Annotated in this window: 24 protein-coding genes and 1 pseudogene; 17 read left to right on the forward strand and 8 right to left on the reverse strand. The window is 59.8% G+C overall.

Annotated features, from left to right (window positions below):
• From CBM981_RS13740 to CBM981_RS13755, 4 genes are all read left to right on the forward strand, one after another.
• Positions 1-1,914, forward strand: a complete 1,914-nt coding sequence (locus CBM981_RS13740) for a prolyl oligopeptidase family serine peptidase (protein ID WP_369801633.1) — start codon at positions 1-3, stop codon at positions 1,912-1,914.
• 62 nt (positions 1,915-1,976) lie between these two features.
• Complete coding sequence (locus CBM981_RS13745; protein WP_197686656.1) at positions 1,977-2,546, forward strand: hypothetical protein; 570 nt, start codon at positions 1,977-1,979, stop codon at positions 2,544-2,546.
• Positions 2,543-3,430, forward strand: a complete 888-nt coding sequence (locus tag CBM981_RS13750) for a hypothetical protein (RefSeq protein WP_087068857.1) — start codon at positions 2,543-2,545, stop codon at positions 3,428-3,430. The genes CBM981_RS13745 and CBM981_RS13750 overlap by 4 nt, the downstream gene beginning before the upstream one ends.
• Before the next feature lie 77 nt (positions 3,431-3,507).
• The gene (locus CBM981_RS13755; protein WP_087068858.1) at positions 3,508-4,878 is read left to right on the forward strand and encodes a sodium:solute symporter; all 1,371 of its coding nucleotides are present in this window, start codon (positions 3,508-3,510) and stop codon (positions 4,876-4,878) included.
• Positions 4,879-4,899: 21 nt separating this feature from the next.
• On the opposite strand, the gene CBM981_RS13760 is transcribed toward CBM981_RS13755, so the two are convergent.
• The gene (locus CBM981_RS13760; RefSeq protein WP_087068859.1) at positions 4,900-5,559 is read right to left on the reverse strand and encodes a class II aldolase/adducin family protein; all 660 of its coding nucleotides are present in this window, start codon (positions 5,557-5,559) and stop codon (positions 4,900-4,902) included.
• 53 nt (positions 5,560-5,612) lie between these two features.
• Between CBM981_RS13760 and CBM981_RS13765 the strand changes: the two genes are divergently transcribed.
• The 4 genes and pseudogenes from CBM981_RS13765 (at position 5,613) to CBM981_RS16270 (ending at position 6,719) form a co-directional block, all read left to right on the forward strand.
• A complete protein-coding gene (locus CBM981_RS13765; RefSeq protein ID WP_087068860.1) occupies positions 5,613-5,987 on the forward strand; it encodes a hypothetical protein in 375 nt (124 codons plus the stop codon).
• Positions 5,984-6,166: a phage integrase N-terminal SAM-like domain-containing protein gene (locus CBM981_RS16065; RefSeq protein WP_255376829.1), complete on the forward strand. Its 183-nt coding sequence runs from the start codon at positions 5,984-5,986 to the stop codon at positions 6,164-6,166. Before CBM981_RS13765 ends, CBM981_RS16065 begins: the two co-directional genes overlap by 4 nt.
• A 48-nt stretch (positions 6,167-6,214) precedes the next feature.
• Positions 6,215-6,301 (forward strand): annotated as a pseudogene (locus CBM981_RS16265) (hypothetical protein); the annotation flags it as partial.
• Between the two features lie 232 nt (positions 6,302-6,533).
• Positions 6,534-6,719 (forward strand): tyrosine-type recombinase/integrase, encoded by a 186-nt coding sequence (locus tag CBM981_RS16270; protein WP_369801634.1) that lies wholly within the window; start codon positions 6,534-6,536, stop codon positions 6,717-6,719.
• Between the two features lie 193 nt (positions 6,720-6,912).
• Here CBM981_RS16270 and CBM981_RS13775 read toward each other — a convergent pair whose 3' ends face one another.
• Both CBM981_RS13775 and CBM981_RS13780 read right to left on the reverse strand, forming a co-directional pair.
• The gene (locus CBM981_RS13775; protein WP_087067884.1) at positions 6,913-7,851 is read right to left on the reverse strand and encodes an IS481 family transposase; all 939 of its coding nucleotides are present in this window, start codon (positions 7,849-7,851) and stop codon (positions 6,913-6,915) included.
• A gap of 185 nt (positions 7,852-8,036) precedes the next feature.
• The gene (locus CBM981_RS13780) at positions 8,037-9,563 is read right to left on the reverse strand and encodes an IS5 family transposase (RefSeq protein WP_225867339.1); all 1,527 of its coding nucleotides are present in this window, start codon (positions 9,561-9,563) and stop codon (positions 8,037-8,039) included.
• A 158-nt stretch (positions 9,564-9,721) separates the two neighbouring features.
• On the opposite strand from CBM981_RS13780, the gene CBM981_RS13785 reads away from it, so the two are divergent.
• From CBM981_RS13785 to CBM981_RS13795, 5 genes are all read left to right on the forward strand, one after another.
• Positions 9,722-10,105: a nuclear transport factor 2 family protein gene (locus tag CBM981_RS13785; RefSeq protein WP_197686657.1), complete on the forward strand. Its 384-nt coding sequence runs from the start codon at positions 9,722-9,724 to the stop codon at positions 10,103-10,105.
• A gap of 241 nt (positions 10,106-10,346) precedes the next feature.
• Positions 10,347-10,844: a hypothetical protein gene (locus CBM981_RS15485; RefSeq protein ID WP_157665479.1), complete on the forward strand. Its 498-nt coding sequence runs from the start codon at positions 10,347-10,349 to the stop codon at positions 10,842-10,844.
• A 596-nt stretch (positions 10,845-11,440) separates the two neighbouring features.
• The gene (locus tag CBM981_RS15490) at positions 11,441-12,469 is read left to right on the forward strand and encodes an alpha/beta hydrolase (RefSeq protein WP_157665480.1); all 1,029 of its coding nucleotides are present in this window, start codon (positions 11,441-11,443) and stop codon (positions 12,467-12,469) included.
• A gap of 422 nt (positions 12,470-12,891) precedes the next feature.
• Positions 12,892-13,872, forward strand: coding sequence for an IS5 family transposase (locus CBM981_RS13790; protein WP_087068861.1), 981 nt, complete (start codon positions 12,892-12,894; stop codon positions 13,870-13,872).
• 298 nt (positions 13,873-14,170) lie between these two features.
• Entirely contained in the window at positions 14,171-14,683 is a 513-nt protein-coding gene (locus CBM981_RS13795; protein ID WP_087068862.1) for a peptidoglycan-binding protein, read from the forward strand.
• Positions 14,684-15,924: 1,241 nt separating this feature from the next.
• Here CBM981_RS13795 and CBM981_RS13800 read toward each other — a convergent pair.
• Both CBM981_RS13800 and CBM981_RS13805 read right to left on the reverse strand, forming a co-directional pair.
• The gene (locus CBM981_RS13800) at positions 15,925-16,245 is read right to left on the reverse strand and encodes a transposase (protein WP_157665481.1); all 321 of its coding nucleotides are present in this window, start codon (positions 16,243-16,245) and stop codon (positions 15,925-15,927) included.
• 115 nt (positions 16,246-16,360) lie between these two features.
• The gene (locus tag CBM981_RS13805) at positions 16,361-16,486 is read right to left on the reverse strand and encodes a hypothetical protein (RefSeq protein WP_255376830.1); all 126 of its coding nucleotides are present in this window, start codon (positions 16,484-16,486) and stop codon (positions 16,361-16,363) included.
• Positions 16,487-16,827: 341 nt separating this feature from the next.
• Between CBM981_RS13805 and CBM981_RS13810 the strand changes: the two genes are divergently transcribed.
• Positions 16,828-16,980: a leucine zipper domain-containing protein gene (locus tag CBM981_RS13810; protein WP_087068865.1), complete on the forward strand. Its 153-nt coding sequence runs from the start codon at positions 16,828-16,830 to the stop codon at positions 16,978-16,980.
• A 54-nt stretch (positions 16,981-17,034) separates the two neighbouring features.
• On the opposite strand, the gene CBM981_RS13815 is transcribed toward CBM981_RS13810, so the two are convergent.
• The gene (locus tag CBM981_RS13815; RefSeq protein WP_225867339.1) at positions 17,035-18,561 is read right to left on the reverse strand and encodes an IS5 family transposase; all 1,527 of its coding nucleotides are present in this window, start codon (positions 18,559-18,561) and stop codon (positions 17,035-17,037) included.
• A gap of 92 nt (positions 18,562-18,653) precedes the next feature.
• Between CBM981_RS13815 and CBM981_RS13820 the strand changes: the two genes are divergently transcribed.
• The gene (locus CBM981_RS13820; protein ID WP_225867411.1) at positions 18,654-19,487 is read left to right on the forward strand and encodes an IS481 family transposase; all 834 of its coding nucleotides are present in this window, start codon (positions 18,654-18,656) and stop codon (positions 19,485-19,487) included.
• A gap of 300 nt (positions 19,488-19,787) precedes the next feature.
• Here the strand turns inward: CBM981_RS13820 and CBM981_RS15495 are convergent, their stop codons facing one another.
• Complete coding sequence (locus CBM981_RS15495; protein ID WP_172820904.1) at positions 19,788-21,110, reverse strand: C39 family peptidase; 1,323 nt, start codon at positions 21,108-21,110, stop codon at positions 19,788-19,790.
• Positions 21,111-21,985: 875 nt separating this feature from the next.
• On the opposite strand from CBM981_RS15495, the gene CBM981_RS13830 reads away from it, so the two are divergent.
• Positions 21,986-23,392 (forward strand): peptidoglycan-binding protein, encoded by a 1,407-nt coding sequence (locus tag CBM981_RS13830; protein WP_157665483.1) that lies wholly within the window; start codon positions 21,986-21,988, stop codon positions 23,390-23,392.
• 441 nt (positions 23,393-23,833) lie between these two features.
• Here the strand turns inward: CBM981_RS13830 and CBM981_RS13835 are convergent, their stop codons facing one another.
• Positions 23,834-25,357 carry an IS1182 family transposase gene (locus CBM981_RS13835; RefSeq protein ID WP_087068867.1) on the reverse strand — a complete coding sequence of 508 codons (1,524 nt, stop codon included), beginning with the start codon at positions 25,355-25,357 and terminating at the stop codon, positions 23,834-23,836.
• 283 nt (positions 25,358-25,640) lie between these two features.
• On the opposite strand from CBM981_RS13835, the gene CBM981_RS13840 reads away from it, so the two are divergent.
• Entirely contained in the window at positions 25,641-25,826 is a 186-nt protein-coding gene (locus CBM981_RS13840; RefSeq protein WP_087068868.1) for a hypothetical protein, read from the forward strand.
• Positions 25,827-25,836 lie beyond the last annotated feature (10 nt).

Raw genomic sequence — 25,836 nt, forward strand, 5'->3', positions numbered from 1 at the left:
TTGACCCCCGCACCGGTTCTCCCCCCCCTCAGCGCGGCCGCCGTGGTGGGGGCCACCCCCAGCCTCAAGGAAACCTTGCTCTGGCACGGCCATCGCTACTGGCTGGAGCAACGTCCCGCCGAGGGCGGCCGCACCACGCTGATGCTGCGCTCCGGCGACGGCGGCGAGGCGATCGAGCTGACCCCGGCCCCCTGGAATCTGCGCAGCCGGGTGCACACCTATGGGGGCGGCGCCTATGCGATCGGCGGCGGCGCCGTGGTGTTCGTGCACGACGGGGATCGCTGCCTCTGGCATCTGCCCCTGGACCCGGCCACCGGGCTGCCCCAGGGCGCCCCGGCCCGCCTCACCACCCCCTCGCCGGCCCCGGAGCGCGCCTTCGCCGACGGCCTGATCGACCCGGCACGGCAGCGCTGGATCGGCGTGATGGAGAGCGAGGGCACCGACCAGCTGGTGGCCGTGCCGCTGCAGGGAGGAGAACCCCAGCTGCTGCACCAGCCGGCCGACTTCTGCGGCTACGCCTGCCTCAGCCCGGATGGGCGTCACCTGGCCTGGGTGGAGTGGCAGCAGCCCTGCATGCCCTGGGAGCGCAGCCGGCTGTGGCTGGCGGCGGTGGGACAGGACGGCGCGCTGCACCAGCCCCGGCCGGTGGCCGGATCCGCACCCGGCGAGGGCCCGGCCGTGGCCGTGTTCCAGCCCCTCTGGATCGGCCCCCGGCAGCTGGTGGTGGCGGAGGACAGCAGCGGCTGGTGGAACCTGCAGCGGCTGGATCTCGCCACCGAGCCGGCCTGGCAGCCGCTGCTGCCGATGGCGGCGGACTTCGCCATGCCCCAGTGGGTCTACGGCATGCGCACCACCTGCTGGGATGGCCGCGAGCTGGTGGCGGCGGCCTGCCGGGAGGGTCGCTGGGAACTGGGCCGGGTGGCCCTCAGTGGTGCGGCCGCCGGCGGCCCTGACGCCTGGCAGCCGCTGGCCGTGCCCTTCGACGATCTGGCGGGCCTCAGCGCCGAGGCCGGCAGCCTGGTGGCCGTGGCCAGCAACCCCACCACCCTCCAGGGGCTGCTGGAGCTCGATCTCACCAGCGGCAGCTGGCGGCACACCCCCGTGGCCCCCTCACCCTTGCCGGCGGAGGCCATCGCGCCCCCCGAGCCGCTCTGGTTCAGCGGCCATGGCGGCCGGCCCACCCACGCCTGGTTCCATCCGCCGGCCGGCGGGGCCACCCCCACCACGCCCCTGCTGGTGAAGGGGCACAGCGGCCCCACGGGCATGGCCCGGCGCGGGCTCAGCCTGGCGGTGCAGTTCTGGACGAGCCGGGGCTGGGGGGTGGTGGATGTGAACTACGGCGGCTCCACGGGTTTCGGCCGGGCCTACCGCGAACGGCTCGATGGCCAGTGGGGCGTGGTGGATGTGGCCGACTGCGCCGCCGCCGCGCGGGCGCTGGTGGCCGCGGGCCTGGCCAGCCCGGAGCGGATCGCCATCGAGGGCGGCAGCGCCGGGGGCTTCACCGCCCTGGCGGCGCTGTGCTTCACCGACGTGTTCCGCGCCGGCGCCAGCCGCTATGGCGTGGCCGACCCGGCGGCGCTGGCGCAGGAGAGCCACCGCTTCGAGGCCCGCTACCTCGATGGACTGATCGGGCCCTGGCCCGAGGCCCGGGCCGTCTATGAAGCCCGCTCGCCCCTGGCCCATGCCTGGCAGATCCGCTGCCCGGTGATCTTTTTCCAGGGACTGGAGGATCCGGTGGTGCCGCCGCAGCAGACCGAGCGGATGGCGGCGGCCCTGGCGGCCAACGGCATCCCGGTGGAGGTGCGGCGGTTCGCCGGCGAGGGCCATGGCTTCCGCAGCGGCGCCGTGCAGATCGAGGTGCTGGAGGCCACCGAGGCGTTCTTCGCCCATCACTTTGGATTGCGCCGGAGCTGAACGGCGCTGCCACCGCTTTCAACCCCGGCTATCACGGGCGCAGACCTGTCCGGGAGCCGCCGATGACCCGCCTGCTGCGCTGGGGCCTGGCCCTGGCGGTGGCCGCCGCCCTGCTGATCGGGGCCGTGCTGCTGCTGCCCTTCTCGCCGTGGATGCCGGGCGGCACCGTGGGCGACATCCCCACCAGCGCCGTGGTGAACGGCAGCGCCTTCAACCGGCTGTTTCCTGCCGCAGGGCCCGGCGAGGAGCTGGTGTTCACCCAGGAGAAGCGGGGCTTCAGCCAGGCGCGCCTGAAGCAGGGGGGCACCGCCCTGGCCCTGCTGGCCATCTCGGACACCGCCACGGCCCCGGAAGCCCGCGACAAGTTCCGCGGCAGCGCCGAGCAGCTGAAGGGCTGGCCCCTGGTGGAGCAGGGCGAGCAGGCCAGCGCCCTGCTGGTGGCCGAGCGCTTCCAGGTGAAGGTGATCGGCCAGGGGCCCGGGCTGGATCCAACCCAGCGCCATGAGCTGCTGGAGGCCTTCGACCTGCCGGGCCTGGCCGCCCTGCCCCAGCCGAAGGCCCGCGGCCGGGTGCTGGCCCCCGCGCCGGGCACCGTCCGGCCCTCCCTCGCCCCCGCGCCGAACCCCGCATGAGCCGCACCGTTCTGGAACGCCTGGAGCGCCTGCCGAAGCGCAACCTCACGGTGCTGGCGCTCAAGGGCATCAGCACGCTGGTGCCGGGGGGCTGGCAGAACATCACCCAGCCCGAGGTGCTGATCGCCGAGGTGCTGGGCAGCAGCGATCCCGCCCTGATCGCCCAGGTGCGCGCCCGGGCGGACACGCTCAGCCGGGCCCGCCATGAGGGCTATGGCCGCGCCATGAGCCTCTACGACGCCGTGAACCGCTCCCAGAAGGCGGCGGGCGGGCTGCGGCTGGCCGCCAACATCGGCGGCGCCCTGCCGCTGGTGAAGGGGCTGGCCAACCTCACCCCACCCAGCGACACGCTGCAGGCGGCGGATCTGGCCCTGAAGGTGTCGGCCGAGCTGCTGGCCTTCACCCAGGTGAACGGCCTGCCGGGCGACAGCTTCGGCGACTTCACCGCCTCCCTGGGCGAGTACGCCGGCGAGGCCCGGGTGCGGATGGCGGCGCTGCTGTGCTTCGACGCCCTGCTGCCCCTGGGCGACCGGGCGCTGGAACGGCTGGACGACCTGCTCGGCCAGGTGGGCAGCCGCGACCTGCAGCAGCTGCCGGGCTACCGCGCCATGGCGCCGCTGATCCCGGGGCGGGGCGAGCAGGCCCACCTCGGCTTCCTGCGGAGAGGCGTGGACTCCTGGCTGGGGTGGGCCGGGGGTTTCGTGAGCACGTTGGGGCTCAGTGGCCAGAAGGCCGTACAGGCCCTGGAGGGGGCGGTGGGCCCCTGGCAGGGGCGCTTCGAGCAGCTGGCCACCTTCCTCGATGCCTTCACCGACACGTACCAGCACACCGGCACCCAGGCGGTGGCCCGGCGCCTGGTGGAGCGGGCCGCCGCGGAGATCTGAACGGGCAAGGCCAGCTCCGGAAACGAAGGCTTCGCCTTGCCTAGGATCCGGGGCCCCGTCCCTGCGAAGGCGCAGCCATGAGCCTTCTGGAGCTGGAGGCCCCCGGTTGGCTGCTCGAGAGCGGCTGGGTGGTCCTTGCCCTCGCCCTGCTCACCCTGCTGCTGCTGATCGCCCGGTCCGTGGCCGGGCGGCTCTCCCTGGTGGTGTGGGGCATTCCGGAGGCTCTGCTGGCCGGCGTTCTCGGCCTGCTGATGGCCCCGGATGGCCCCCTGCCGCTGTTGCCCGAGGGGGTGATGCGGGTGTGGGCGGAGCTGCCCCAGGTGCTGCTCACTCTGGTGTTCGCCTGCCTGATGCTGGGCAAGCCGCTGCCGAAGCTGGCCGGGCTGTGGCGGCCGGTGAGCGGCCAGATCTCCCTGGCGCTGGTGCTCGCCTTCGGCCAGTACGTGGTGGGGGGCCTGGCGGTGCTGCTGGTGCTCGGCCCGCGGCTGGGGGTGAGCCCGATGATGGCCTGCCTGATCGAGGTGGCCTTCGAGGGCGGCCATGGCTCGGCCGCTGCGATGGGGCCGAGCTATGCGGCGCTGGGTTTCCCCGGCGGGCAGGCCCTGGGGCTCACCCTGGCCTCGGCCGGCCTGGTGGCCTCCACCCTGGTGGGGGGACTGGTGGTGCTGCTGGGGCGGCAGCTGGGCTGGCTGTCGGTGCACCCCGAAGACCTGCGGCAGCCGCCGCGCACGGGCGGCCTCGAGCAACCCAGCCACCCCGGGGCCGCCGCCTGGCTGGTGAATCTTGCCCTCTCCGGCGTTGCGGTGCTGGTGGGCCTGGCCCTGCTGGGGCTGCTGCGCCTGATCGGCGGGCTGGTGGGCGGCGGCGTGGATGCGGTGGTGGACGACCTGCCGGTGTTCCCTTTCGCCATCCTGGGCTCGCTGCTCACGCGGCTGCTGCTGGAGCGCAGCGGCCAGGCCCACCGGGCCTCGGCCCCGATCCAGACCCGGGTGAGCACCACCTCAGCCGATCTGCTGATCACGGCCGCCACGGCGGGGCTCGATCTGGGGCTGCTGCGGGCCGACTGGCTGCCCCTCTCGGTGCTGATCGCCGCCGGCCTGGCCTGGAATCTGGCGGTGGTGCTGATCCTGGGGCCCCGGATCCTGCCGCGCGACTGGTTCGAGCGGGCCGTGATCGAGTTCGGCCAGGCCACGGGCGTGTCGGCCAGCGGCCTGGTGCTGCTCCACATGGCTGATCCGTTCGACCAGAGCACGGCGCTGCCGGCCTTCTCGATCAAGCAGCTGATGCTGCAGCCCTTCCTGGCCGGCGGGGTGATCACCGTGGTGGCGCCGCTGGCGGTGGCCGGCTGGGGGCTGCCGGTGTGGACGGGGGTGTGCCTCGCCCTGGTGCTGATCTTCGCCACCACGGGCCTGGTGCTGGCGGGCACGGCGCCAAAGGTGGCGGCCTGAGCCCGGACCGGACCGAGAGCATCAGCGGCCGTAGTGCAGCGCCGCCATGCGCTCGGCCACCCGCCCCATCTCCTCCATCGAGAGCTGGGGCGGTTCCCCCAGCTGCAGCGCCTGCAGGTACATGTGGGCGAGGGTTTCCACCTCGATCGCCAGCCGCAGGGCCTGGGCCAGGCTGCCCCCCAGACACACCTGGCCGTGCTGGGCCAGCAGACAGGCGCGGCGATCCTCCAGCGCCTGCAGGGCGAGGTCGGAGAGCTCCTGGCTGCCGAAGGTGGCGTAGGGGGCGCAGCGGATGTCGGCGCCGCCGGCGATCACCACCATGTAATGAAAGGGGGGAATGGGGCGCCCGTGGCAGGCCAGGGCGGTTGCCTGGATCGAATGGCAGTGCAGCACCGCCTCCACATCGGGCCGGCGACGCAGCAGGTCGGCATGGAGCCGCCACTCCGAGGAGGGCCGCCGGCCGCTGGCACCAGGCGGCGCCAGGGGCTGGCCGTCGTAGCCGATGGCCAGCAGATCGCCGGGGGCCATGGCCTCGTAGGGCACACCGCTGGGGGTGATCAGCAGCCCAGCGGGAATCCGGGCGGAGAGGTTGCCGGAGGTGCCCTGGTTGATGCCGGCGGCGCCCATGGCCCGCGCCGTGGCCACCAGCTCCTGCCGCAACTCCTGCTCTGTGGCCGCCATGGCGATGCACCCCTGAGCGGCTGAGGCTAGGCAGACGTGTGTGCCCCCTCCCCATGCCCCACCTCCCCAGAGCTGCGGCCGTGGTGGCGCTGGCGCTGCTCGCCCCAGCCCCCCTGCCGGCCCAGCCCACGCGCACCTACATCCCAGACGGCTTCGCGTTTCCGCTCAGCACCCCCCGCTTCACGTATCACTTCCCCACCGGCAACCTGAGCGGCCGCCGCTTCGAGGGCACCTGGTTCGCCGAAACGGTGGAAGGCGTGCCCGCCGATCAACGCATCGACAGCGCTGCCGTGGACACCAAGCCAGGGCAGGCGTCAGTGTTCTTCACCCTGGCCCCGAGCCGCACGCCCTGGCCCCCGGGCCTCTACCGGCTGGAGATCCGGGCCGACGGGCGACTGGTGCATCAGGAGCGCTTCGTGCTGCGTTGAGGCGCCTGCAGGCCCGCCACTACGCGCGGCGGACGGTGAAGACCTACGAACTCTGGCTGCGCCGCTTTCTCCGCTTTCACAACCTGAGGCATCCCCGGGAGATGGGCAACCCGGACTGGATCGTGACCTCGAGCTGGATGGGGTGGTGCGGGCCCGGAACCGGCGCCGGCTGCCAGTAGTGCTGAGCGAAGCGGAAGGGCGCGCCGTAAGGAAGCGGCCTGCGCCTGATGGAAGCCCTGCGGCTGCGCGTGAAGGATCTTGATTTCGAGCGACGGGAACTGACCGTGCGGGATGGGAAAGGCGGTAAAGACCGACTCACCCTGCTGCCCCAGAGCCTGGTGGCAGAGCTGCAGCACCATCTGCTGGATGTGCGACGCCTGCATCAACTGGATCTGGCAGCTGGGTGGGGCGAGGTTTTGATGCCCTATGCCCTGGCCAGGAAATACCCCAATGCCGCTCGGGAGTGGGCCTGGCAGTGGGTGTTCCCCCAGCAGCATCGCTGGCACGAGCGGTCCTCAGGCACCCAGGGCCGCCACGGCAGCTGGCGTGTCCAAGGCGGCCAGCTGCCACACCTTCCGCCATTCGTTCGCCACCCACCTGCTGGAGCGCGGGCAGGACATCCGGACAATCCAGGAACTGCTCGGCCGCAAGGATGTGAGCACCACGATGATCTATACCCACATGCTCAACCGCGGGCCACTGGGTGTCCGCAGCCCCGCCGACAATCTGTAGCAAACAGAACATGTGGTTTGCGGACCCGTGAACCACGGCTATATTTTGAACTCGTCCACGGAAACCAATTGGCGCTAAAGGGCTCAGCAGGATGCGAAGAGCGGATCCCCTTGTGGTTACCGGAAAGCAAGGAGACGAGGAGCGTGGTTCACGGAACCCTCCAATGACTAGTTAGGTGTGTTTTCTCACCAGGTCATTCAGCGATCAGCAGTCGCTGGAGGGACTGCTGAGGCGTGAGGCCACCGAGAGCCATGTGGCACCTGTTGCCGTTATAGATGGCCAGATAGCGACGTAGCCAGCGGTTGCGTTCCTCTGATGTCTGGTAGGCGATCACGTAGGCCCATTCCGCCAGGATCGTTTTGATAAACCGCTCGGCCTTGCCGTTGGTTTGCGGCGTATAGGGCTTGGTGCGGATGGGTTTCAGATCCAATGCCCGGCAGGCTTTTCGCCAATCCCCTGAGCGGTAGGCGGAGCCGTTATCCGACAGGATCCTCCGGCAGGTGATCCCCTGCTCCGAGAACCAACCGACTGCACGGGCCAGGAATCCAACAGTCGTTGCCCTCTGCTCGTCGGCCAGCACCTCCACATACGCCAGGCGGGTGGCGTCGTCGATGGCGACGTGCACCTTCTCGTAGCCGGCGCCTCGGGAAGAGCCTTGACGACGGTCACCGGTGATCCGGTGACCGACCCGCTCAAACCTGGCCAGCTGTTTGGTGTCGACATGGATCATGTCGCCAGGCCGCTCCCACTGGTAGCGGCGAACTGGAACCTTGGGTTCAAGATTTCTGAGCCGTCCCAGCCCCAGGGCATTCATCACACGTCCGACGGTCGAGAGGGGCGCCTTGACGGCCCTGGCGATGCGCCGGAGAGTGCAGCGCTGGTGCCGTAGATCCACAGCCTGCTGCAGTTGCTGCGGATCGAGCGTCCGCCGCTGGGTGCGGCGAACACTCCGTCGATCCGCCAGTGCCGTTACGCCGCCATCACGGAAACGCGCCAGCCACTTGTAGGCGCTGCGCAGGCTGATCCCGGCTTGTGCCGCAAGGGCCTTGAGCGGCACGCCCTCATTGAGGTGCCGACGAATCAGGCGTTCCCGACTGATCGGCGTCAGTCGGGCATTGGGGTGGCTATGCATGGGGTGTGAGGTCTTGGGATGGGCGGTGACACCCCGACCCTGGCGACCTCACACCCAATCGTCAGCTGAACAACGTGGTGGGACTACACAGTTAGGCGTCGCAATTCAAGTAGGGCCTCCTGAGAAAGTGAGCCGCGGGCAATGCGCACCACAATGAGCCTGCCCGGGCGACCTCTGAGTGATCCTCAGGCCCCGCTGAGCTGACAACTCAGCTCTCTGCTGCTGGAGCTCAGAGCCCGTGCGGCGGAGACCAAGAGTTGCCAGCAGAGCACAAAATAGAGACAAAGAAGCTCCAGGAGCTTCTGGAGGTTCATGACCAGGACATTCATCGCGATGGATGAACCCTGTGTTGCCGGCAGTTTCTCTCGGATCAATCCCAATCCATAGCGACGCTTGCCTTGACCGATCTTGCCTTCAACAGCATTGCGCCGCCTTTGATCATCAACGAACTGCCGCCTCTCGGCTGCCACCAACTCCGGATCATTCTTCGGGCGACCAAGACGAGGCCCACTCAGCCGAATGCCGTGACGCTGGCAGAATGCCCGATTTGATCTTGTGCGGTAGATCTGATCAGCGCAGATCACCTCCGGATAGCAGCCGTATCGACGACGATAGGCTTGGGCCTGAACTTTCAGATCTTCCCCTTCGTTGTAGGGGTCAAAGCTCAGCCGATCCAGGAAAGCAAATCCTTCATCGGTGACAGAAAGTGAGATCTTGGCGCCGAACTCAACATTGCACCTCGCCTTGCCGCGAACAATTGGCCTGATGTGCGCTTGACAGAGGCTGACGATGCGAGCGGGAATACTTCTGGTGTCTGAGCGATAGAGAATGTTCTGCTGGCGGACCAGCTCACTGACAACCAACAGCTTCTGATAGGCATGCCGCCCAGCCGCCAGAAGGCTTGCGCCACAGGCTGTCAGGGCGTCAATGTTGGCAAGGTTGCGCTTGAGATGCCCAAGCTGTTGCTTGATCGCTTTGCGGATCTTGAGAAACCGAGGGCGTTTTTTCTTGGCCACGGCGAGGAACTGCTGCCTGGCCTGCTTCCGATGCGTTCGTGGTTTGTGACCAAAGGACTCTCTGACCTGCGAATACATGGCATCGATCAGAGTCTCGGTGAGCTCTCGGCCTTCATTGAGCAGCGAGAGATCCGTTGGATGCCGAATATCTGCCGGAACGCATGTCGCATCAATCAGCAGTGACCCCTGATTTGGCCGTGGCGTTTTGGATTCAATCTTCTGATCAGCTGCGCTCCCGGCTCCGCCTCCATCGCTGCTGTCGTGCTCATCAACTGCAGACGAACGGATCACGTTCAGACCGTGACGCACGATTCGTTCATTGCAGTCATTCACGACCGAATCTGGCAGCCGCTTCCGGAAGTACACCATCATTGATGGGTCAAACGGAGCCGAGTACTGAAATGCCTCCAGGCCGATGAAGAACTGGAGATAGGGGTTCTCTTTGATTTGCTCAACCAGTTCTTCATCAGTCAGCCCCATGCGGGCCTTGATGATCAGGGCGCCCAGTGCCATGCGAAATGGCTTTGCCGGGGCGCCAAAGCCCTTGCAGAACTGAGCTGCATAGTCACCTTCCAGCTCATCCCATGGGATCAGCTCAGCCAGCTTGATCCAGCGATTGTCACCAGAGAGCTTTCCTCCAAACGGCAGGAAGAAGTCCTCGAACGAGAGCTGATCACGATGCTCACGTCGGTACATGTGGAAAACTCTGGGCGGCTTTTGGGCGCAAACGAGCCCAATCTCGTACATTTTAGCCGAGAAAACTGCTCACATCCATTGCGCTGCAGTGGATGTGGCTTTTCTCAGGAGGCCCCAAGTACGTGCCACCTCCCCCATGTCCGCTCCGACAGCTGTCAATGCACATGATCAACACTCAGCCTGATATCAACCGCGCAGAACAAGCTCTTCGAGAAGCCATGCTTGCAAGCGACGTCTCAATCCTCGACGACTTGATCGACGACCAGCTTCTGTTCATTGGCCCTGATGGCAGCGTACTCTCCAAGGAAGGCGATCTAGGCCTTTACCGCACCGAAGCGCAACACCTGACGACAATCGATTTCCAAGAGACGCGTGTGCGTCTCTTGGGAGGAATGGCGTTTGTCACTGCCTCGGCCTTCGTCTCGGGCGTGTTCAAAGGCAGCGCTTTCGCGGGAAACTTTCGCTATCTGCGCGTTTGGCACCAGACTCCAACTGGATGGCGAGTTGTCGCTGGGAGTGTTCACGCCTTAGGAAGTAGCTAGACCGCACAAACGGCGTCGCCTAACACCCAGATGCAGAAGACGGGATCAAGGGGACCCGATCAAGGCAATGCAGCCCTGCCCGCTTCTGATTTGGAGCGTTAGCGCCGCATGACAGATGCCTAAATTCTCACCCTTATCCGCATGGCTAGCTCGGAGAGATCCTCTAAGCTCATTTATTGACTTGGATGGTCGTCCGCCAGAGCAAGAACTTGGAGGTTTTCTAATCCTCGACGTATGCATCATGGCTCACGAAACCATCACTCTAGAATCAGAGTCACTAGCAAGATCATGGGGAAAGACGCACGAGTATGTCTCCTCAAGTCTTGAGATTATAGGTGCAGGAGAACCCATATGGCTCGACAGTGAGGAAGTCGAGATGATTCGGGAAGAGCTCGGAGAACCGCCGCCTCTTTGCTATCCCATCTATCTAGTCACAGTTGCAAAAGGAGAGGAAGAACGGCTTGTATACGCTGGAAAGACATCATCCAACAGCAGCAGATTCAGAGGTGGACACGCCGCATTCACCAAGTTGTTGGCTCCATATTATGAAGGTTGGGAAAAGCGCGTATATCTGGGTGGAGTCACTCTACTAGCTGCAGACAAATCATACCAACCGCTCGAATGGGTAAAACCGCTTGAAGCTGCCGAGCGAATACTCTCAAGCATAGAAGCACAGTTAATCCACTGGTTTAAACCAGAACTAAATTCAGCTCATGTCCACAAAGACAATACATCTTGACCATTGTCATTGCACATTCAGAACTTTTCCGGTAAATCATCATTTCTTCACGATGAGTTCTGTTGGCCAAGCCGTTAGCGGCTCTAACAATTCGTTCAAGCCGACCCCGCATCGTGGCGTCGGCCACGTGCTTGCGCTACGCCAGCACGCGTCCGTCGCCCCGCTGCGGGCCGGCTTAACTCAAGCGTTCGAAGGGCCCCCGCTTTGTTGATGGCAGAAGATCCGACGAGATATCGCGACTCACCGGCCCCGCCTCCTCCCGGTTGATCTGGCCCATCCGCTGGACCGCCAGCTAATGGCCCAAGGGCTCGGCACCGTCTCGGTGCACTGAACTTGGCCCGGCCAGGCACCTCCGGGGATCTCTGGAGAGAGAGAGAGAGGGGTTACGTGCTGAAGTATATGGTTCATAAAAACTCACAGTTTCCATATTGACAACTACAGAAAAGCCTGATAAAAAGCAAGTGTAAGGTTTTTAAATTTTAGCGAGTTAGTGAGATTAGATTCAAAGACCCATATAGCCTACCTAAGCAGAGGAGTCATGAAGCACAATCCAACCCTGTTCTGAATCAGAGTTCATAGCAGTCCGCTCCACACTGATGAAGCCCAAACGCCTGCTTGTTGCGACAAATCGGAATCCCGATGAGAATTGCCCATTGTGCTTTGGGGATTCATTTAATCCCAAGGGTCCGGCAGAACTGCGTTTTCTTTATGCAGATTATAGCCCTGATACTGGAGAATGGTCCGTAAGCCCCATTGAAGAGCCTGAAGTTTTATCGGTTGAGAATCTCCCCAGCAAGCACTTATTTCAGGAGCTTCTACGAGCCGTTTCAGAGGGTGGACTTGGACGCAACTGGGTCATAAGCGTTCATGGCTATTCTGCAGATTTTAAAGAGAGTCTAGAGGGAGCATGGGAGTTGCAGACTCGGTACATGGATGCAAATATTATCTTATTTTCATGGCCAGCTGATCCTGGTGGCAGCATCGGTTCGGTAATTGATCCTATTAATTCATTTAAGAAAGCTGAGCGTGCTGCACAGCTCTCGGCACTCGCATTTCATGAGCTTCTTGAAAGAGTCTATGCGTTTTTTGTTAGACCCACTGTTGTAAAGTTCACACACCTTAATGGCACGCCTAGTCTATCCATTCACCTGCACAGCCTAGGATGCAGCATGCTGAAGTGGCTGCCCTTTGATGGAAGCTCACTCTACAGCAATCTTTTCCTCAGCAACATTATAATCCATCAAGCCGCCGTTCCTCGGCGCAATCATAACGAGTGGATTGATAGGCTTGGCTGTGCAGAAAAGATATATGTTACACTCAACCGATTCGATTCCGTGCTTCGCAGTAGCTACAATGTGGTTAACCCTGAAGCACTTGGGTCAAGCAGCACTGGCCTCATTGCAGCCCGGCCCGTCTACATAGACTTTAGCGGTGGGAGATTAGTTGGGACAAGCCACAACATTCTCCTAGGTGTAACAGGAAATAAGATCATTGAACTGCTTTGTAGACGTATTCTGAGAGGAGAAGATGGCCTGCATGGCCTCGATGGACGATTCGACCTAGGTGGACCCAACGGCTTTTGTTTTGACACGGTCAGAAACTGCTGGGAAATGAAATGCAGTTAGCCAGAGTTGTAGTTGGACAAGATTGATACTGACCAGCATTACAGCATTACAGCATTACTGCCGTAAAGCCGAGGGACCTTTTAAACCAATAAGAATTGCAACTTCTGCCGCAGATTTGGAACTAAGGCTGGTTTTTCGGGGCAAGACTGCTAATTGTCTTCCTTAGTGTATCAGTAATGGGAACAAGAGAAGGCGTACTTCGACTTGCAATCAGGGAAGTTGGATACGTAGAAAGTCCGCCAGACAGTATTTATACAGAGTTTTGCACTTGGTACGGCCTAAATGGACAACGGTGGTGCGCAATATTTGTATCTTACTGTACCTTTAATGCTGGTATTCCGCTTCCTATTACTAAGGAGACCCTGGAAAACCCAGCCCAACCGCGGGACAATGGTGCTGCAATCACAGGCCTGGTTGGGGTGATGGGCGGCAAGCAGCTTGGATTATCTGATTACGAGCAGTCCACCGCCAAGAAGCGCACCAAGCGGGAGAAGTTCCTGGCTGAGATGGACGCGGTGGTGCCATGGCAGGCCCTGATCGCTCTGATCGAGCCCCATTACCCAAGAACCAGCAGCAAAGGCGGCCGTCCGCCCTATCCGCTGGCCACCATGCTGCGGATCCACTTGATGCAGCACTGGTACTCGCTGAGCGATCCAGCGATGGAGGATGCCCTGATCGAGGTGCCCACCATGCGCCGTTTTGCGGGCATCAACTTGATCAGTGACCGGATCCCCGATGAGACAACGATCCTGGCGTTCCGTCACCTGTTGGAGAAGAACAAGCTCGGCGAGCGGATCTTTGAGACGGTGAAGGACCACTTGAGCCAGCGGGGAATGACGATGCGTCAGGGCACGATCGTGGATGCCACGCTGATCGCAGCGCCCAGCTCCACCAAGAACAAAGATGGGAAGCGGGATCCGGAAATGCACCAGACCAAGAAGGGCAACCAGTGGTACTACGGGATGAAGGTCCACATCGGCGTTGACAAGGACTCCGGCCTGATCCACTCGGTCGTCACCACGGCCGCCAACGTGCATGACCTCACCCCAGCCGCCGAGCTGTTGCATGGCGATGAGGAAGTGGTTTATGGCGACGCCGGCTACCAGGGAATCGAGAAGCGAGACCAGATGAAAGCACGTGGGATCGGCTTCCGCGTCGCCATGCGACCCGGAAAGCGCCGAGTATTGCCAGATACGCCGGAGGGCCGACTGGATGATCTGGTCGAAACTGCCAAAGCACACATTCGCGCCAAGGTTGAGCATCCGTTCCGGGTGTTCAAACAGCAATTCGCATTCCAGAAGACCCGGCTGCGTGGCATGGCCAAGAACCGCTGCAAGGTCAATATGATCGCTGCACTCACGAACCTATTTCTGGCGCGGCGTCAGCTGCTTGCAACTCCATGATGAGGGGAGTGGTGTGCCCGAATGAGGCAACTTACAGGTGCAAGGCCGTACAAAAGGGCATACGATCACCTGGATTGGGCACAGATCAACCACTGAGCACAGGCGGAGGAGCAATCCAGCGAGGTCTCATCTCAGGAGCGGCTCAAGCCCTTGTTGCTCAGAGCTTCCCTAAGCCTATAGGGTTCGCCTACTGCCCTTACGGCGTTGATTGGTTTCGCGAGAGAGGCAAGTTTTTTGATCTGCCAAAGATGGGGATATTGTATTTTTTCCTAATATTGGGGATGGAGTCGCGGATCACATGGGAATTGTAGAAAGTCTAAATCAAGACAGCACCATTATTGCAATTGATGGTAATACTGGGCTGGGAAACGACTCTAATGGTGGCAGAGTTATGCGCAGGAGAGGGTCAAGAGAATTAATCTTGGGATTCGGTCGCCCTGAGTATGATGACGATGATGGCGGAGAGTCTGATCCATTAGCAGAATATCCTACATGGCCAGGTAGGTATATAACACTGACTTCTCCACTAATGAGCGGTGAAGACATTCAAACTTGGCAGAGCCAGATGCTGAAGCGTGGGTATAATTTAGGAGCGAACGGAGCAGATGGTATTTTTGGGGAGAAGTCTCATTCTGCCCTCAAGCAGTTCCAAGAGCTTCATAATCTAGAATTGGATGGAGTAATCGGTCCAGTCTCTTGGAATGCAACGTGGGAGTTGAAGATAGTTGGGTTTACTCAGTCTGAGTTTGAGAGTGAATCTGATACACCATCCAGGATTCCTGAACGCCTTGTCACTGAGAAAGACAACTGAGACTTTAGTTAATTCACAGAGAAGTGGCGTGCTGTAGTTGGAGATCCTGCGGCAGATGACTGATATCTGATTAGACTCTGGTAGCATCTCGGTATCGGCATAGCACACCTAAAAGATTAATCAGGTTGAATTGTAGACCTGCTATAATGATGGCAAGACGTTCGGCATAAAGGGTGGCGTAATCACATGCAACTGCCACGAATCATACTTGAGCAGATTTACTTGCATTCACCGGCTTGACTAGGCCGGCCATGACGAACCATAGGCAGTTTTTCAAGGTGAGCTTAGCTCTTATTTGAGATCAGCTAGCCCATGGCATGATTGTTACGGGTGCCCAAAAATAAGTTTCTGCTAATGTGGAAGCTGCAAGCTTAAAGCAGAGATAATATCCGGTCGTATAATTAGAATTAAAGGTCAGAGATCTATAACATCAAGAGAGCTTGGTCAGTGATTCTCTTTTCATCTTTATTCGCTTTATGCATATCCGACTTAAGTGACTCAGGGCTTATCGAATGGGTGTCACATTAGTGCTGTTTCCCCTGATGAAGCAAATGCCGCTATTCGGCAGGGGATCTCCATTGCTTCTGGTAACTATAAACCATGGCCTTTTATCGGCATCCAAAAAGATTGGGTCGACATTAGATGCTCGTGCGAAGGAAGTTGGAACAAATAGTTCGTCGTTTGTCTTGAAGTTCCATAGCACCTCTGAGGAACCAGGTCGCCAATGACAAGGCAGGGAATCTCTGACCACTCTCCAGTTGGATACCCAGTACTCTCCTTCGCTGATAGGAATCGTGGTGATATCGCGTAGAGTCTCTTGCGCAGTGGCTGTAGGCAGAATGAAGATTGATTGGAATAAGGGTACTCCTAGCAGAAGCGCACCCACAGCTCTCATTGTTCTAAAGTTGCTATTATTAGTCTGAGCCTAGAGGTTGCCGCAAGAAGGGGGAATCGGCTGTTTACATGATGTAACTGCTCTGCTATTTTGAATGCGCAGCCCTCCGGTGCCCCGTCTGCCAGGAACGATAAAGCCTTTGCCGGCAGGGGTGTATGCAAACTGCTCGTCAGCCGAACGAATGCGGTCGTTGTCTGTGTAGAGGTGCAACTTCGAACAAGCAGTTCGAGTGGCCAAGTCACCGATCATACTCAGGTTCGCCACCCCAATCGCCTTGCCTGCCACTCAAGGTCAGCGTTCGAAGGTTCGGGAAAAGGCGATTAGCATCTGCGAGAATTGAGGCTGGTTAGGCAAGGCGGGGGGTTTTCTGGGTCGCATCGCCAATCTGATGTCCGTTGTTTTGCCTGCCTTCTGAGCTCTTTTGCCGATGCCCTGAGACGGCATCGGCGTAGACGATCTTCTCATCGCCATGCAACAGCTCAGCAGCCGGGGTGAGGACGTGCTTGTTAGCGGCAGTGACCACCACCGAATAGAGCAGGCCCGAGCCCCTATCGACACCTGCGTGGTCTTTCATGCCGAAGCACGACTGGTTGCCATTCTTGGTTTGGTGCATCGCAAGATATCTCGTCCCCTCTTTGTTCTTGGTGGAGCTTGGGGGGGGGATCAACGTGGCATTGACGATCGTGCTTGTCGGATAGTCATGTCCGGCGCAGTGAGATGCGCGTCGTCGGTGTCACAGATCTGCTCGCCCAGTCCGTTCTTTTCCAGGAGGTGGCGAAAGGTCAGTACATGGCCCCATCGCGGATAAAGTCGGTGACTAGGTCGATGCCTGAAAACTGGCGCATGGTAGACACCTCGATCAGGGCCTCCTCCATGGCCGGATCGCTGAGGGAGTAACACTGCTGCAACAGATGGATGCGCAGGATGGTGGCCTGCGAGTACGGAGGTCTCCCGCGATTCTATCCGTTTATAAAGTAATTCAGCGCGATCAGAGCATCACAGGGCACAACGACCTCCATCTCCGCCAGGAACTTCTCGCGCTTGGTCTGCTTCTTGGTGGTCGTTTGCTCGTAGTCAGATTAGCCGAGCTGCTTGCCGCTCGTCAGTCCAGTCTTGGCCTGAGCTCACAGGTCAAGTCCCGTCCGGGCAACCGCCTAGGTGTGTAGTCCCACCACGTTGTTCAGCTGACGATTGGGTGTGAGGTCGCCAGGGTCGGGGTGTCACCGCCCATCCCAAGACCTCACACCCCATGCATAGCCACCCCAATGCCCGACTGACGCCGATCAGTCGGGAACGCCTGATTCGTCGGCACCTCAATGAGGGCGTGCCGCTCAAGGCCCTTGCGGCACAAGCCGGGATCAGCCTGCGCAGCGCCTACAAGTGGGGCCTCCTGAGAAAGTGAGCCGCGGGCAATGCGCACCACAATGAGCCTGCCCGGGCGACCTCTGAGTGATCCTCAGGCCCCGCTGAGCTGACAACTCAGCTCTCTGCTGCTGGAGCTCAGAGCCCGTGCGGCGGAGACCAAGAGTTGCCAGCAGAGCACAAAATAGAGACAAAGAAGCTCCAGGAGCTTCTGGAGGTTCATGACCAGGACATTCATCGCGATGGATGAACCCTGTGTTGCCGGCAGTTTCTCTCGGATCAATCCCAATCCATAGCGACGCTTGCCTTGACCGATCTTGCCTTCAACAGCATTGCGCCGCCTTTGATCATCAACGAACTGCCGCCTCTCGGCTGCCACCAACTCCGGATCATTCTTCGGGCGACCAAGACGAGGCCCACTCAGCCGAATGCCGTGACGCTGGCAGAATGCCCGATTTGATCTTGTGCGGTAGATCTGATCAGCGCAGATCACCTCCGGATAGCAGCCGTATCGACGACGATAGGCTTGGGCCTGAACTTTCAGATCTTCCCCTTCGTTGTAGGGGTCAAAGCTCAGCCGATCCAGGAAAGCAAATCCTTCATCGGTGACAGAAAGTGAGATCTTGGCGCCGAACTCAACATTGCACCTCGCCTTGCCGCGAACAATTGGCCTGATGTGCGCTTGACAGAGGCTGACGATGCGAGCGGGAATACTTCTGGTGTCTGAGCGATAGAGAATGTTCTGCTGGCGGACCAGCTCACTGACAACCAACAGCTTCTGATAGGCATGCCGCCCAGCCGCCAGAAGGCTTGCGCCACAGGCTGTCAGGGCGTCAATGTTGGCAAGGTTGCGCTTGAGATGCCCAAGCTGTTGCTTGATCGCTTTGCGGATCTTGAGAAACCGAGGGCGTTTTTTCTTGGCCACGGCGAGGAACTGCTGCCTGGCCTGCTTCCGATGCGTTCGTGGTTTGTGACCAAAGGACTCTCTGACCTGCGAATACATGGCATCGATCAGAGTCTCGGTGAGCTCTCGGCCTTCATTGAGCAGCGAGAGATCCGTTGGATGCCGAATATCTGCCGGAACGCATGTCGCATCAATCAGCAGTGACCCCTGATTTGGCCGTGGCGTTTTGGATTCAATCTTCTGATCAGCTGCGCTCCCGGCTCCGCCTCCATCGCTGCTGTCGTGCTCATCAACTGCAGACGAACGGATCACGTTCAGACCGTGACGCACGATTCGTTCATTGCAGTCATTCACGACCGAATCTGGCAGCCGCTTCCGGAAGTACACCATCATTGATGGGTCAAACGGAGCCGAGTACTGAAATGCCTCCAGGCCGATGAAGAACTGGAGATAGGGGTTCTCTTTGATTTGCTCAACCAGTTCTTCATCAGTCAGCCCCATGCGGGCCTTGATGATCAGGGCGCCCAGTGCCATGCGAAATGGCTTTGCCGGGGCGCCAAAGCCCTTGCAGAACTGAGCTGCATAGTCACCTTCCAGCTCATCCCATGGGATCAGCTCAGCCAGCTTGATCCAGCGATTGTCACCAGAGAGCTTTCCTCCAAACGGCAGGAAGAAGTCCTCGAACGAGAGCTGATCACGATGCTCACGTCGGTACATGTGGAAAACTCTGGGCGGCTTTTGGGCGCAAACGAGCCCAATCTCGTACATTTTAGCCGAGAAAACTGCTCACATCCATTGCGCTGCAGTGGATGTGGCTTTTCTCAGGAGGCCCCAAGTGGCTGGCGCGTTTCCGTGATGGCGGCGTAACGGCACTGGCGGATCGACGGAGTGTTCGCCGCACCCAGCGGCGGACGCTCGATCCGCAGCAACTGCAGCAGGCTGTGGATCTACGGCACCAGCGCTGCACTCTCCGGCGCATCGCCAGGGCCGTCAAGGCGCCCCTCTCGACCGTCGGACGTGTGATGAATGCCCTGGGGCTGGGACGGCTCAGAAATCTTGAACCCAAGGTTCCAGTTCGCCGCTACCAGTGGGAGCGGCCTGGCGACATGATCCATGTCGACACCAAACAGCTGGCCAGGTTTGAGCGGGTCGGTCACCGGATCACCGGTGACCGTCGTCAAGGCTCTTCCCGAGGCGCCGGCTACGAGAAGGTGCACGTCGCCATCGACGACGCCACCCGCCTGGCGTATGTGGAGGTGCTGGCCGACGAGCAGAGGGCAACGACTGTTGGATTCCTGGCCCGTGCAGTCGGTTGGTTCTCGGAGCAGGGGATCACCTGCCGGAGGATCCTGTCGGATAACGGCTCCGCCTACCGCTCAGGGGATTGGCGAAAAGCCTGCCGGGCATTGGATCTGAAACCCATCCGCACCAAGCCCTATACGCCGCAAACCAACGGCAAGGCCGAGCGGTTTATCAAAACGATCCTGGCGGAATGGGCCTACGTGATCGCCTACCAGACATCAGAGGAACGCAACCGCTGGCTACGTCGCTATCTGGCCATCTATAACGGCAACAGGTGCCACATGGCTCTCGGTGGCCTCACGCCTCAGCAGTCCCTCCAGCGATTGCTGATCGCTGAATGACCTGGTGAGAAAACACACCTAGGACTCAGCGGAGGCTTGTGCCTAATCAAGAATCTCAGTGTGGCCAAATGTCTAAGTTTCAAGTGGCTTTGGGATACATGCGAGAAGGTAACATCATTCCAGAATGAAACCGGTCTTGCTACAGTATGAATGAAAGATACTTCCTGTATGGATACACGGTTGTCGGAGCAACTGGTCGGAAAATTCCCCAGAAAGCCAATAGCGCTGACCCTGTAAGATCTATAAGCGGTAGCCACTAAGTCCAGGGAATCGGTGAGTGGCGCTGGAAATTGGGAGAATTCACGCAGTGACATGAGAAAACCAGATAATACCATCATAAATCTCAATAGGCCTTAGCCAATCGTATGAGTATGATCTGGTCTTGCCATTTTTGGGAAGGGATTCGTAGCTTGTCCTTGGGACTCCGTTCCATGCGCCTGCAGGATCGTGAACGACAAGGCCAAAACGATCATATCCGACCACGCATACAATGTGACCAGATCTGGTAAAGTAACCGTGGATAACCACTGGGGACCCTAGGTTAATGGCGCTCCGGATATTAGCGAAAGTCCCAGAGTAAGAGTATTTAGCGTTATAGCCAAAGGATTTGTAGATGTTGGCAAGGCCGCTGGGGCTTTGTCCAGCATTCTTGCCAAATCGATTATAGAGTTCATCCGGTGTTACCTTTGTTCCCTTCGCTGAGAGCAAGATCGCTGCGCTGGTAACACCACATGTCGCATCCGGCTCGTTCAAGTTGACCCTCTGCGAGTAGTAGGTAGCGCTTAATAGCCTTGTCGTACTATTTCCTCTAGCTGCAGCTAGATAGTTTTCAATAGCGGATGCTGTAATGCGGCCAACAATTCCATCATCCTTAACGCCAGCCAAACGCTGGAACTTCTTTACTGCATTTTCAAGTTCAATGTCAAAAGTGTCGCTTACTAGCTCACTCTTGGGAATTAGCCCAAGGCCTATCAAGCCGCAACGCAGTTCAATGACATCAGCACTCTTATCTCCCAAAGCGAGGTGATCATCATCGCGCTGCCAGGGCAGGCGAAGTGGTCTATAAGGAAATAAGTCGAAGGATGCCGCTGCTTCTTCTGTGACCAATAAGGTGCTGGTTAGACTAGCTCCTGCGGGGCTTAGGCCTTCTGATCTGAAAAGCCTCTCTTCTTCATTCCGTCGATTTACAAGCCCCTCTAGCCTCTTCCCTCCTGCAAATATATACAAATCAAAACTATCAGCGCATTCTGCATATTTTCCAGCGTTGCAACGATTAATCTGTTGTGGCCACGAGACAGGATGCAAGTTATAGTAAAAGCTAACGAGAGCGTCGTACATCGCTTGTGTCACTGGCGCTTTTAGCCTTTCACTTACAAGTTTATCTCGTTCGTTCATCACGATCACAAAGCATTCCTCGGCTTGCTCACGGGTAAGAACATCACCGAGCCTGACCGGTCTATTGCCATACTTACGGGCTGCAGATGTGCCCGATGGGTAGTAGGTTGTTCCAAATCCAATCGTGATCGGCAATCCACTGGGTCCAGGATCTGGATATGCTTTACAGTCTCCGTTGGCAAGCTTTTTGTTGTAGCCTTCCCATTTTTGACAAAGTTGGTCGGCCACTGAAGAGCGTTTCATAAAAAACTGTAGGTAGTGAAAAAACTATCTCCGCCCCCGACTGAGCGCCTAAACCGTAGCAATTCTTAAATTGCAGTGGCTATGTGTTGAATCGAGTGGAGGCAAGGCTCAACGGGATGCATACTCGTGATTCAGATTGTCCGAGCGTCACGACCCCGACAGCTTGATTCACTGGTTCTCGTCAGAGAATTTGTCGGTACACGAGAAGAAGATATACTCAAATGAAAGCCAATGACCATGACCATGACCATGGCCACTCCACCACATATGGGCATACGCTCTGCGGCTTTCGACAACATGTGACCCAGTCACGCATATTCAACGTTCGTAGACTGCTCGGATTTGTCGCAGGGCAATCTTCCACCTTACTCAAGAGGCCCTGAATAGGGCCTCTTGAGTAAGGTGGAAGATGACTCAGGAATTACGCCCGAGTATGACCACTGGTTCGGCTACTTCGCGGCATCTTGCAACAAGATCATAACCCAGATCGGCTCAACTGCCACGGCGGATTTTATCCTGTAGAAGCTTTTGCTACTTTGTTGGCAAGTCTCGGGGACAGGACATGGGATCGGGACATGATCATGCGCCTGAGGCGTGGGGCCTCGGGAATCAAGCATAAATGCTACGAAGTTTTGTTTAGAACATTGCATACTCCTCTGTAGGCCCTTAAATTGCCAGTTGATGCTGGCAATTTAAGGGCCAACGAACGCAGCAACCACCGGTCGCTATCTATCGCTAAAATAAAGTAGTAGTGTGCTATTAGGCCTTTCTTCCGCAGAGGCTGAGGGCTTACGTTTAGGTAGCTCCAGCCTTCCGCTTCATACTTGAGGTTTCTTCTCTGGTTCCTTCAACTGCACCCGATGATCAACCTTGAACAAGGCGACCAAGGTCCTGCTGTAGCAGCCCTGCAGAATCAGCTGATACAGCTTGGCTTTCTGTTCGGTGAAGCAGACGAAGACTTCGGCCCCGCAACTGCCCAGTCATTGCGCGACTTCCAGCGGCGGGTCCCACTCAAACCTGATGCCATCTTAGGGCACCGAACAGCGGCGGCACTCAGCCAAGCACTTAGCGCTCCCGTGCCCTTCCCCACCAGTCCCTACCGTCAGCTGCGCATAGACGCTGTCGGCTTCAGTGACGAAAAACTACCAGGGCTGGATAAAGGATTCGACAGCTCTCCCTTCCGCGATCAGCTACCGAGATTTGCCAAGTCATTAACCGACGCTCCCGATGGGGTGTCCACCATCGCCTACCCGGCCCCCCCGGTCACCTTTCAACTCTTCCCAACGCTCGGAGTGGTTCCACAGTTTGTGGAGGGAGAGAACGGTCGCGGTGGGCTCGAGTTCCTCAGCGACGAGGTTGCACAGGCCTGCGTTGCTGTGGGCAGCTTCGAGAATGGCAGCCCCCTGCGTGTGCGCTGGTTTGGGCGGCGGGCGGCAGCGCCCAATGTGCAGTTCTGGAGTGCCACGAAATTCGTGGCAGCCCTGAACCTGATCTGCCAGTCCAATCGACGCAGCCCTGGCACACCTGTCGACCGTTGCGATGTGGTGGGCAAGCGGGGCGGCAGCCAGCAGCGCGAATCCTTGGCCGACCTATTCACTCAAATGGTGAGTTACAGCAAGGGCGTGGCCCACTCCAACGCCGTGGCTTGGATGCTCAAGCAGATCCGTTTGACCGGCCAACCTGATACGCAGAGCTGGCTTAGAGGGATCAGTGGCAACAGCACCCTTTTTCTCAATGGATGGTATGGCGAAGATGCACATCTAAGCGAAGCCCGCCTAGTGGGACCCAATGGCACGTTGGTGCCCCACAGCGGTCTTGACCGCACTCGCAACATCGTCTCTGCCTACGATCTCACCCGTTCGCTGGCGATGGTCGGATGGCACCTCCACCTCACCCAAGGCCAGCGACTACCCGCAGTCCAGTGGTCGAGTCTGACCACCGCCATCAACGCCTTAGCCCAGGACACCGCCCGCTATATTGATATAGCACTGGATCGGCTAGGCCTTCTCAATCAGGTTCGCTCGCCTGTTGTGCTTTCCAAGCTCGGCTACGGCACCACCGCTCGAGACTTCCCCGACTCCCCTGCCCTTACCTACGCCGCCTTCGCCCAGTTCATCGACATCCGCTCCAACCCTGGTCGCCAACGCAGCGTCGCATTGGCACTTCGTATCCCCACCAAGCCAGGTGCCGGTCTACGGCACGACGCCCGTATGGCCACAGAAGTTACCGAAATCCTGAGGCGTCTATTCTCCGAGCAGTTCAGCTGACATACGCTTACTAACACATCCCAGATCAAGTTCTCCGTTGGTCATGTGCCAAGGTCAAAGCTTGAACGCATGAACAACCGAAGCATACCCAAAGATATCACTGGTAGGCTGTATACTTAATAGTTTTGGCTGCTTGGGCATGGTCAAGGAGTTAGTTTCTTCTCGGAGCGACCTGTCCTCCAATTTGATCCATGAAATACTGTATGATGTTCACGTGTCTGCCAGAGTCTTGCCCACATTCTGCGCTGATTGGACTACGGCTTCTGTTAGTGTCAGCGACATTGTCTCGTTGCCAATTCAGCACACCTTACTGATCAGGTGTGCTCGAGCAACAGGGGCTAGGAGCGTGTCGCTCGTTGCACCTAGGTCAGAACTTTCTGATTGCGCCCCTGTAATTCAGGGCTGCCCGCTCACAGATCTGGCAAACAAGAACCAGGCCCGTCAGACCGTTGCCACCGATGCCCGGAACAACTTCAGCAGGTTGTGGGTGGTGGCTATCAGCGCCCACTCTCCGTTCACCTTCTCCAGTCCCCGCAGCCGAAAGCGATCCAGGCCCCTGGCGCCCTTGATTTGACCAAACACAGGTTCCACGATCGTCATGCGCAGGGCATAGATCGCCTGGCCAGCTTTGGACCTGAGCTTGCGATCCATCCGGCCCCTGGCATCGAGATCTCTGGGCTCCGGCCCCCGCGATGGCCGGGGCCGCTGGTCGTGTTGCTGGCGGCTCGTGGAGATGTAGGCCTCCAGCCCCCTCGCCTCACAGGCCATCAGGTTGGCGCTGCTGCAGTAACCGGCGTCGGAGATCAAGGCATCTGGCTGCTGGCCGGTATTGGCCTCGATCCGCTTGAGCATTGGCAGGAGGTGCACCGCGTCGCTGGGCTGATTACTCACGCCGATGGCCACGATCACCTGGTGGTCGCCATCCACGGCGGCCTGGGCGTTGTAGCCCTGGATCCAGCTGTCAGCGCCTTTGAGAATGTGGCTGTCGGGGTCAGTGAAATTCCGCTGGGTTTTGGGTTTGGGGGTGCCGGTTGCATCGGTGGGGAGCTGGCGGCTGGGCATCACCAGAGGATCACGATCTGCCACGAGAGCAGGTGATTCCAGGCCAGCAGCCAGGGCTGCCTCGATCGCCAGCTTCTGGGCGTCATCCGCCCGCTTTTGGGCACCACGAGCGCGGCGTGCGGTCCGCTTGCTACGCTGCTCGTCGCCACTGGCTTCTGCCTCGGCTGCTTCCTGCTCAGCCACCTCAGCCTGCCCTGCTCGTTGACGTGCCTTGGCAGCTGCGGCTTCTGCCTCCAATTCCGCTTTGGCCTTGCGGATCCACTCCAGCCGGCTGGCGCGGCGCTGCAGTTCCTCGGGCAGCTCATCGCCCTGCTTGCCCTTGCCGTAGTGCCCGTCTTCCTGAGCGTCGAGGAGCTCCGCCTTGCGCAGCAGCGCCCGCATCTCGCCCTCCAGCTGCCGCTCGGACTTCAGCATCCGCTCGTGGCTCATGGCCTTGTGCTTGCTGGCATTGGCTTTCACCTTGGTGCCATCCAGTGCCACCTGGCCCAGACTCACCAGCCCCGCCTTCTGGCAGAGCCGCAGCACCTGAACAAACAGGCCAGCCAGAGCATCCAGGTGCCGGCGGCGGAAGTCGCTGATCCGGCTGTGGTCGGGCTGCTGATTGCCGGTGAGAACCCGGAAGGCCGCGTCTTCCCAGCAGGCTTTCTCGATCCTGCGGGAGCTGGGCAGCCCGACGCAGTAGGCGTACAGGAGCAATACCACCATCATCCGCGGGTCGTAGGCCTTCTCGCCCCGGGGATCCTTCTGCCGGTAGTGGCTATGGATGGCCTCCAGATCCAGCTCAATGGCCAGATCCAGCAGGAAGAACACCAGGTGATTCTCCGGCAGCCACTCCACCGGCGACGGTGGGAAGAGCAGTGTCTGCTCGGGGTTCCAGGGGCGGAAGGACTTGGGCTTGACCATGCCCCATTTTCACGTCCAGATCCATTGCGGTCACTGGGATCTGGGCAGATTCAGGGGCGGCTGTGGAGAGGACACGCGCGGATCTATGCGCGACACGCTCCTAGTCCCTATAGATGTAATCGCCCAGGTCTCACTGCAACGCCGGGCCGAGGCACCGATGGCTGCCTCGGGGCCTCCCGATCCACACCCGGCTCCGGGAGCACGCGGCCCTGGGGAGGGCGGTTAACCGGCCGCGCTGAGGCGAACGGCGCGCCAGCTTTACGTGAGTTCACAATTGACAGCCATGACTGTCTCCCAGCTGCACCAGCAGGCCATGACATCAGGCATCCTCAGCGTTGAGGAGATCCACTGGCTTGCCCGCCACCGGGATTCCTTCACCGACACGGAACGCCAGGTTGTGATCCGCCTGATCCGCCTGCTTCAGCGGGGAGCACTCAACCTCGGATGCCACCTGGCGTCTGGAGCCTGAAGCCCCTACG

The organism is Cyanobium sp. NIES-981 (genome assembly GCF_900088535.1).
Taxonomy (GTDB): Bacteria; Cyanobacteriota; Cyanobacteriia; order PCC-6307; family Cyanobiaceae; genus NIES-981.